Below are 8650 nucleotides of genomic sequence, written 5' to 3' on the forward strand. Positions count from 1 at the left end.
CAACCTTATAGGATAGTAAAGAAATCTCTTTAACTTTATTTTTACTCTCCTCTAACAGAAAAGAACATTATCTGAAGCTTATGATCTCTCCATACGTTATGGGATTCCTTTATACCTAAAGGAGACCAAAAATTTGGGAATCTTAACACAAAATCTGGGGAAGCGTTGTATTTTCCTGAAAAAGAATGAAGGCTTCTTAAAGAGGTTTATAGGAAGTTTTAATATATTATTATCTTTAATCTATTTCTTTGCCGTAATTTGGCCTCATTTTCCTTTCTCTGGTATATATTACGATATAGATAATTAAGGGGCAATATGAATACCTTTTTATCCCGGTGCCAGACGCTTCATACATGAATTGGTATTATCTTTATAAATGTTCTTTACTTTAGACCAAATATACGCTAAACACCTAGGAAATATTTCAGAAGAGCTTAGGGGTTGGAAATAGAACGAACCGCTATTCTGTAATCAGCGTATCCAGTGTTATAGGAATATACCTTACAGGAGGAGAGACGTCTATCTGAAGTGGTTGAGGAAAGTAGAGGAGGATAAACGAAACCTACGCAGAAGTATGAAGGTACGGGAATCGGTTAAGGTTCTCTCTGGCCGAGGAATTTTATAATTTTATGAAGAAAATCGAAAAATATAAGAGTATACCATTAAGCAGGGGTACATAGGACTACGCTATAAACATAAGAAATTGATAAAGCAGTAAATAAATTCGTTTTTTACGAAATACTACCTACATAATAGCGTAGAATACCAAATTGGTAGATAGTTAGTGGGTAAACCAGAACGTAAGGGCTGCCGTGTTCATTCCACTAGTACCTACGATAAATGAAGACGGGGGAGAGCAAAAGTTACGAAATTACGTTAGCAGGATATACGAAAGTAATTTTGAAACTCGAATAAATTTCAGTCTCCTAATGCTGCGTTAAATGCGAAGAAAAATTAAATTCGAATTTTAAGATAATAAGCGATAGACTAAGGGAAGAATTTCTGGAAGGGAGGGGAAACTGGAAATTCTAGATAAGGTAATTGACCCAAGGGTACTGAATTACTGTAATCCGTAATGCTTGTAACTTAATGTATGTGGAGGGAAGACTAAAAGATGACTGAAGACTCAAGCCATTGCTTGAAGAGTGCTCTAAAGCCCACTAGCTATGAAGTGGTGAAGGTGGTAAACCAGTGAACCGCTCTAAGGGGAGAAGGTCAGCCTCATAGATAAACCGTAGTCGTGGTAGTACTTAAGAGATTGTCAGCCCCTTACCCTAGAGCAAAGGTGATTTAAGTAACATTGATTAAGTAGATCTCTATATATAAATTATGAAAAAATATGGGTAATAAGATAGTAATTGCCTCCTGGGGAGACCCTTCTGCATGGAGAAAAGTGAAATACTTTGGCGAGCAGACGGATAAAGAGCCCGTTGAATCGATATCCTCACTCAAGCTGATCAGCGAAATGTTTAGTGACATAGAGAAGTTCTACATATTCGTACAAGATTCACTAGCCCAAAACCTAAGATACACGAAGACGTTAAGTCGTGTGCCGAAAATGAAAAACTATACTCTAGTATAAAACGCAGCTCTAATACACAATCTGAAGACGTGGCCAACCGAGAGGATAGGCTCCTACAAGGACCTAGTGGAAAAGGTCCGTAACTATATCTCTTGCATAGTCTCTAAACTAGGGATAAAAAATCACGAAGTCCTAGTACTCCCCTCACGCATAGAGATCAAGTTAGAGAGTGAACCTACACCATACTACACCTCGTTCAGCTCTACCTCCGACTACGACTTCATGTACTCAGTGGGCTTAGTAGCGCTCTACGAGAAAATAAACCAAAACGTGGAGGAAATAATCGTCGACACTACGCACGGGATCAACTACTTCACGATAATGACACAGCTATTAGCTAGGGACTTAGCAAGTATACTCTCGGTAAAGCAGAGAGAGACTAAGGTAAAGGTTAGCTACTACAACGCCATCCCCAAGACCATCGGCGAGTTCTTAATGGCTAAAGTGTACAGTGACGCTAAGCCTAGCATAAGGGCACTTGACCAGCTGAGTAACAACGAACTGCGTATAGCTTACAACACCCTAAACTATAACGCTCCACTAGCCCTCGTATACTTCCTAAAAGAGTTTAACGAAAAGATCCCTAAGCTAGACGAGATTTACAGTAAAGTGAAGTTAAGTGAGGAACAGGGGAAGTTGAGAGTAGACTACAACCTCATAGGGCAGGGAGTGAAGAAGATGAACGACACTTACCTCAAGCTCTTGATGAGGACAATTAAGGACAACTTCAACGTAAATGGGGACGTGAGCGTAAAGCTACTCAGGGACATAACTGACATAGTATACAAGCTCATATCAGAGGCTTCGTCCTCTATCATCATACGTGAGCTCGACAAGTTGTTCAATTGCGTGAGGGATAATGCAGAAATGATAGCTAGTAAGGGCAAGGTGAATTATAAGGATATATACCCTATGTGTACTCAATCTAACACCGGAGAGGCCCAAGGATGTGAGGAAGTCTTAAGTGAAGATAATAAGAGGAACTTCATAGCCCACGGAGGGCTGCTAGAGGAGATCGTTGAGATTAAAGTCACTAATGAAGTGAGCAAGGAGAACATATTCCTATCGTACGGGAAATGTTGGGAAAAAGTTAAGGAATTCCTTTCGAAGTAGTCTAGGCAAAGCCTTAAATGGGGGTAGACCGCGTTATGTCCCCGTTTTACCCAGTCTTGACGTGTAGCAGGAAATATCTTATTGGTCAGCGTTACCATTAACCTCTACATAGGACCTTTACTATAACCAGTTTAGCTATGGAGGAATGCTCATCTCTGTTGTATATCTGGGTTGACAGGATGGATGATTATGCCACGGGGAGTCTCATCACGACCAGTAGTTAGTACCTAACTGATTTTTTGGGGAAACGGTAACTTACCTCCTCCCCACCTTAAAGGGCGAGGCTTGTCCTTCCTTTGTTAGTACACATTATTATGATATTTTACTTTAAAGATAAAAGTTTTTTGAACGACACGGAAAACTTCAACCATAATTAATTCTGCTTCCATTTCACCGTATTACCGAGACCAGACTAGCAGGGAATAGAATTTAAGAATATCAGATTGGAGTTTCACTGTATTACAGAGATGATTATGACAGTGTCAGAGGGGTTACCTTAACTTCCCCAAACCCAATAGCCCTACTCTTACCTACGCCTAGGTAATTCGCGTAACCTAATAACTTTCTGATGTTATCTCTTAGTTTACTGTTCTTCCTAGCTGATAGTTGATATATAGTCCACCCTACAAATCCCCTGACTGGCTTATTCCCATAATAGGCTGTTATAGGCCTTAGCCTATAGTCCACTTCCCTAAAGTAGTACAACGTTTTAGAGCTTAGGACGTTGCTTATCTTTTCATCACTGTTAGAGTTCCAGTGCCTCAGTATTGAGGAGATCAAGTAGGGGACGCAAGGGAATAAAATGAACCTGTTCTTCTTCCTTTTGATTGGAGGTCTTATTGGTTGTAATAGTGTTGGCGTTAGGAAAGAAATCTTATAGAGCCTCGCGTCCTCTATTTCAACGTTTTCCGTTATCTTGACGTCAACCAGTTGGACTCTGAACTTGGTCTGCCAAAAAGTCAATACTTGTTGTGGGTTTTGGAGTATTTCTTCAAAAAAACTGTTACCTATGAAGGAAAAAGTGAAGTAGTATTTCGCTCTACCATTTAACACGACTTTTTCCTTACCGGTAAAAAAGATTGGTCTTTCATTTATGTCCTTAATTACACTCACCCTTACTGGCTTGTAAGGCCTAGGGTCGTGGACTATTTCTGAGTAGCTTTTACTCATGTTGACTAGGATTTGTCTTCCTAACTTTGAGGTAAAGGGTGGGATTAGGACGTCATGTTCTGGTTCGACCTCGAATTTCATAGAATATATCATCATTTCAGCTCATCACTTAACGGTTTGAATATTGGCTTATCTAATAGTGAGTAAACTTTTGCCACACTGCTCTCCTTATCGTCCAATTGTATGAACCCTATCCCCCTAGACTTGCTGTTACCTATGAAAGTACCTACGTCCCTCATGAACTTTAGCGTCCTCATCCAAGGAATATAGTTGTATTCTCCCCTTACAATCACCATGACCTCAATTGAGCTCAAGTCGAGGATCTTCTCGTTGAATAAAAACCTCTCCAGATTAGTCCTGGACTTCCTATCGATGACTACGTGAGGTCTTTGGATTATGTTTGCCTTAACTAACACGTCAGATATAGTTATACTACCAGCGAAGTAGTCCCCTCCATATAGCCTTTCGATGGGGCAGTTGTACTGGTTGTAGAGCTTATTGAACTCCTCTTCATCAGTTATTCCCTTAGCTACGGCTATTCTCACAACATCGTCAACGCATTTTTTAGGGTGTTGGTTGCACTCATCTATTAAGGTTTTATACTTACTATATACGTTACTGCTGTTCACGTGCTGGTTGAAGTGTTCTGGGCTACCCATTATGATCTCTGTGACCCTTCTGAACATGCCTTTGAGGCTACTGGAGGGGATTAAGTACTCTTCACTACCTAACCTTAATGGTTCAGTAGTATCGTATACTCCCCCTATCCTCAGACCGTTTGGCAGGTTAAACTTTAACCTATATATATAGACTTCTGTCATTGTACTCTCACCTTATCTAGTAAGTACTTTAGGTCTGGTATTTTGAGGATGAAGTTCAAGCCTGAAGCCATAATCCTTGAGTCATAATACTCATCAATGTATATTAACGTGCCCTCCTTCAGGGTTTTGAAGACTGGCTTATTCCCGGATATTGTGTCAGTAGTAAACCAGCCTGTGTAAAGTGATGTCTCCCCTATGATAGTTTTAGCGTCGAAGAACTTCTTACCGAAAAGGGATGGGAGGCACTGGGATAGGCAGTAGGATAAACCTTTTGGATCATCTAGGTTTATCTCCCTTACCTTATTGACCTCAGCTATGTTCCCCACCCTATTCTTACTCCTACCTATGCCTACTCTTTTGACCAAGTCTATGACCTCACTTGGCTTAGCTAAAGCCCAAAGTTCATCAAATTTCTTATACTCGTAAGCGAATAACATCCCTTGGTATGACGATACGCTCTTCTTATCTATTGCGACGTGCATTTGTATTGTAGACTCAGCTGAGAACTGTTGATAGACGTGGTGGTCTTTCTCATCACCTTTATAAGTTATTAGGGCACCAATCTTAGGCTTACCCTCTACCTTCATTGCCTCAGATATTCTCCCTTCCCCTATCACCTTCTCTTTTTCGTTTAAAACGCCATTAGCCTCAATGAAGTCTTTGCCCTTCCTCTCCTTAGCTGGGCTGAAGTAGTGGGAAGGTAAAGTGTTTGTGGGGTAAGCTGGGGATACGAAGAAGTCCTCCTCTATCTTCCCTTTTTGGTAATAGTACTCTGCCAGAATAGCACCCCTTAACGTTGTGGATGGGATGTAGTCAGCTGTTGAGAAGTAGTAGTTTTTGACCTTTCTCAGTTGGGTCGTTATGTATCTTTTTACAGTTATTTTTAATAACGCTAGGTCCACGGACTTTCACCTCCACAAGTAATCTGATAGAAAATCAAGCAGTTTTTCAGTCTCGTCGTTACACTTCACCTTGTTACATACCTCCTCTTTCTTAGTCAAGACCTTAACGTCTACCATAGCGTTCCTCCCTAACCTCCAATACCTTAATGCGGACAGTGAGTAGAGTAATAGGTTAAACAGCTTAATATCGTCTTCACATCTGTAAATGATTTTAGCCTTAAATTCTCTACCAGGCTTTATGATCTGTTGGGTGAACAGTGAGCCGTCCTTAGCCTTTTGTGTCTTATCATCAATTGATACCCTCGTTATCAAGTGTTTTTCCTCTACCACTTGGTCCATTAAGATGGTGAAGCATCCCCCATCTTTCGAGTCTGGGTAACCGTAAAGTCTACATACATCACAAGGGGAGGAGCCGTGTGCCTTTCTCATCCTATTAGGCTCTATTTCACCACAGGATGTAAACCCGTTTGGCAATAGGTTACTTACCGCTGTCCTCATCACTCCTCTTAACGATGAGGAGGGGATCCCAAGTTCGTTAAATGGGATGTCGACTATGCCTATTGTACTCCCTCCTGCAATTGTCAAAGAGGTGAGGTTTTTTAAGAGTATTGTGATCTCCACTTTTCTTCACCCTATACCTACTCTTATAGTCTTTAACATGAAGTAGAAATCGTAAAGTGGGATGACGTTCTTATTTATCTTACTCAATAGTAGTGTCAGTAGTCTCTTCGTATATTCGTCATCACTCCTAAACCTCTTTCTTACCATATAAGCTACTGTTTCGTAGAAGTATCTGTCAGTGCCGTACAATGTATCTGCGTAACTCACTACATCTTCTAGCGGTCTGATTAGGTCCCTCGCTTCCTTCCTCGCTTCCTCCCTTGCTTCCTTCGTTGCGTCTTTATCGTATAGTTGTGATATGAAGCTGAAAACGTCTTGCTTATTGCTTATTAGGTCTAACAATTCCTTCACCTCATCTAAATCGTTTGACACCAAGAGGAATGACTTTTTGTTTCCATTAGAGGGAATGGCACTGTATTTAGAGAGCTCAGTTTTAATCACCCCTTCTGATGCCAGTGTTGATGAGAAGACTAGACACGATATTGAAGATTTATTAGCGTCCTCTATCTTACTCCTCTCCATTAACTCGTTTACCGCGTGGTAAGCGAACTGTACTGGATGGTCTGGCTTGACTGATATTACCCCGACCTTGAAGGTGAAGCCAGTGTTCTTCTCCGCTCTCTCAAACAGTTTAGTAGCTAATGGTATGGAAACCACTGATGGGGCTAATATCATAACGTCGTCCCCACCTAGATATAGTACACCAGATAATACCCTACTCGCCAAGTCTTTATTCACTCTAGCTAGCTCAGATATCGTCTCGTAGAACGACTTCTTTATTCCATAGTCTAGCCTGAAGCTCCTATCGATGTAGTCTGAAAAAGTCACACTCGTCATAAAGATTACTCCAGCCCTATTCCCATCAGCTTTTATTAAGGCTACGTATTTATTGTCCTCCTTTTTCTTATAACCAGCTATGAACTCCATTGCTTTGACTGGGTAGTCTTCACCGAGATATTTTTGAGCGTATTCTAAAGGTCTGACTGGAGTCCCGTCTAACAAGTAATTCGCGTTAACCCTAGCTACAAAACCTCTCTGCTTTGAGAGTTCCCTAACGAATTTACATCTCTCGCAGAGTAAATCGTCTTCACTCCTATCAATAGCTGGTCTAATCCCACAGCTAGTGCAGACTTCATGAAGACCTAAGGAGTAAATCTGTTCGTCAAAGTTGATTAAATACTTCTCGTACTGTTGCGATGAAATCTCAGCCCATACTTCGTTGAAGTTTTTAACGTAGTCCTCATAAATGAAATCGACTATTTTCACGTCCAACTTAACGTCAATTGGCTCAATGACGTTCTCAAATAGTTTCTTAATTTGGTCCTTGCCTAGATCGCTTCTCACTACAATATACGAGTGACCCCCATATCCACTTAGTAATGCCTCTGCAGGTATTCTGGATTTTCCAAGGTTTTTGAACTCAGTATCAATGAGTATGAAGGCGTAGACTGAGGTTAAGAAATCGACTAATGTGCTTGCAAACGACATATCCCTTAAATTAGGGAAGCTGGTTATGAACTTCTGGATACCGGGGAAGTCTATGTAGACTAGGTAGGCTTTAGGGCTTCCCAACTTCCTTTCCTCAGACCTCTTGACCTCTTGGGTGTTCAGAAACTCAAAGAACTTAGAATCCTTAGTGAACCTGCTCAACTCTAGGGTCTCGCCAACTATACGCTTAAATAAAGTCTTACTGGCCTCTTCATACTTCTCTTTACCATATTTCTCAATGCAGTCGTAAGAGTTAGCATCGTTATAACATTCTCCCATAGGAATTTCCTTGAGGTATCTATTGACTATACCACTTAACCTATCTGCTGATGCAGCCAACCTATCTGCCATGTTTAGAACGTTTTCTGCTCTAGTGTGATGCTTTTCAACCAAATCTTTTATCTTATCTAATGATTCGCCCATGCATAAGCCGGCTTTGTCAGCACTCTCAATTAATTTTTTAAGGATTTCAGATGAGGCTGTAACGTGATGTTTGGGGTTAATTAGCTTTCCAATATCATGGAGGAGTCCTGCTATTCTTAAGTAGTTTAGGTCAACTGACTCTGGCTGTAAAGCCCAGGTTAGTAAGGAGGAAAGCTGTAAGTGTGATACGAGGGAAGTGAAGTTATAGCCCGGTCTGGTGTCAGCTGGAGTGTAAAGCAATGCCTCATAGATCTCTCTGATATCACTTGAGGTTACAATATAAGTGATTAGCTTATCGTATTCCTTCCTCTTACTTTCTAGCTGTTTAAAAACATCTTCAAGTTTTAATGAACTGATGTCCTCCAAGTGCCTAAAAATTACGTAGATGAAGAAGTATTCAAAGGCGTTGAACACGTAATTGCTAGAGGTATAAGGTGAGTATGAAAATAGCATTGGCATCTTATATAGGAAGGACAGTACGTCAGCGTATATATCAATTGCTTTCTTCTCATCGTTATCAGCTATTTCAC

General features: G+C 40.7%; 7 protein-coding genes. 2 read left to right on the plus strand and 5 right to left on the minus strand.

Annotation, left to right across the window (positions count from 1 at the left end; genetic code table 11):
* The first annotated feature begins 1339 nt into the window (after window positions 1–1339).
* On the plus strand, window positions 1340–1582 hold the full coding sequence (locus DMP16_RS00500; protein ID WP_069281285.1) for a TM1812 family CRISPR-associated protein: 243 nt from the start codon (window positions 1340–1342) through the stop codon (window positions 1580–1582).
* Window positions 1583–1648: 66 nt separating this feature from the next.
* Window positions 1649–2695, plus strand: coding sequence for a TM1812 family CRISPR-associated protein (locus DMP16_RS00505; RefSeq protein ID WP_221929521.1), 1047 nt, complete (start codon window positions 1649–1651; stop codon window positions 2693–2695).
* Between the two features lie 471 nt (window positions 2696–3166).
* On the opposite strand, the gene cas6 is transcribed toward DMP16_RS00505, so the two are convergent.
* From cas6 to DMP16_RS00530, 5 genes are all read right to left on the minus strand, one after another.
* The gene (gene cas6 / locus DMP16_RS00510; RefSeq protein ID WP_231961185.1) at window positions 3167–3961 is read right to left on the minus strand and encodes a CRISPR-associated endoribonuclease Cas6; all 795 of its coding nucleotides are present in this window, start codon (window positions 3959–3961) and stop codon (window positions 3167–3169) included.
* Window positions 3958–4686, minus strand: a complete 729-nt coding sequence (locus DMP16_RS00515; RefSeq protein WP_069281286.1) for an RAMP superfamily CRISPR-associated protein — start codon at window positions 4684–4686, stop codon at window positions 3958–3960. Before DMP16_RS00515 ends, cas6 begins: the two co-directional genes overlap by 4 nt.
* Window positions 4683–5588 (minus strand): RAMP superfamily CRISPR-associated protein, encoded by a 906-nt coding sequence (locus DMP16_RS00520; RefSeq protein ID WP_069281287.1) that lies wholly within the window; start codon window positions 5586–5588, stop codon window positions 4683–4685. The genes DMP16_RS00515 and DMP16_RS00520 overlap by 4 nt, the downstream gene beginning before the upstream one ends.
* 6 nt (window positions 5589–5594) lie before the next feature.
* The gene (locus tag DMP16_RS00525; RefSeq protein WP_069281288.1) at window positions 5595–6209 is read right to left on the minus strand and encodes an RAMP superfamily CRISPR-associated protein; all 615 of its coding nucleotides are present in this window, start codon (window positions 6207–6209) and stop codon (window positions 5595–5597) included.
* Window positions 6210–6215: 6 nt separating this feature from the next.
* The coding region (locus DMP16_RS00530; RefSeq protein ID WP_143576810.1) for an HD domain-containing protein at window positions 6216–8650 on the minus strand (2435 nt) is incomplete at its 5' end.

The organism is Sulfolobus sp. B1, assembly GCF_007050195.1.
Classification (GTDB): domain Archaea; phylum Thermoproteota; class Thermoprotei_A; order Sulfolobales; family Sulfolobaceae; genus Saccharolobus.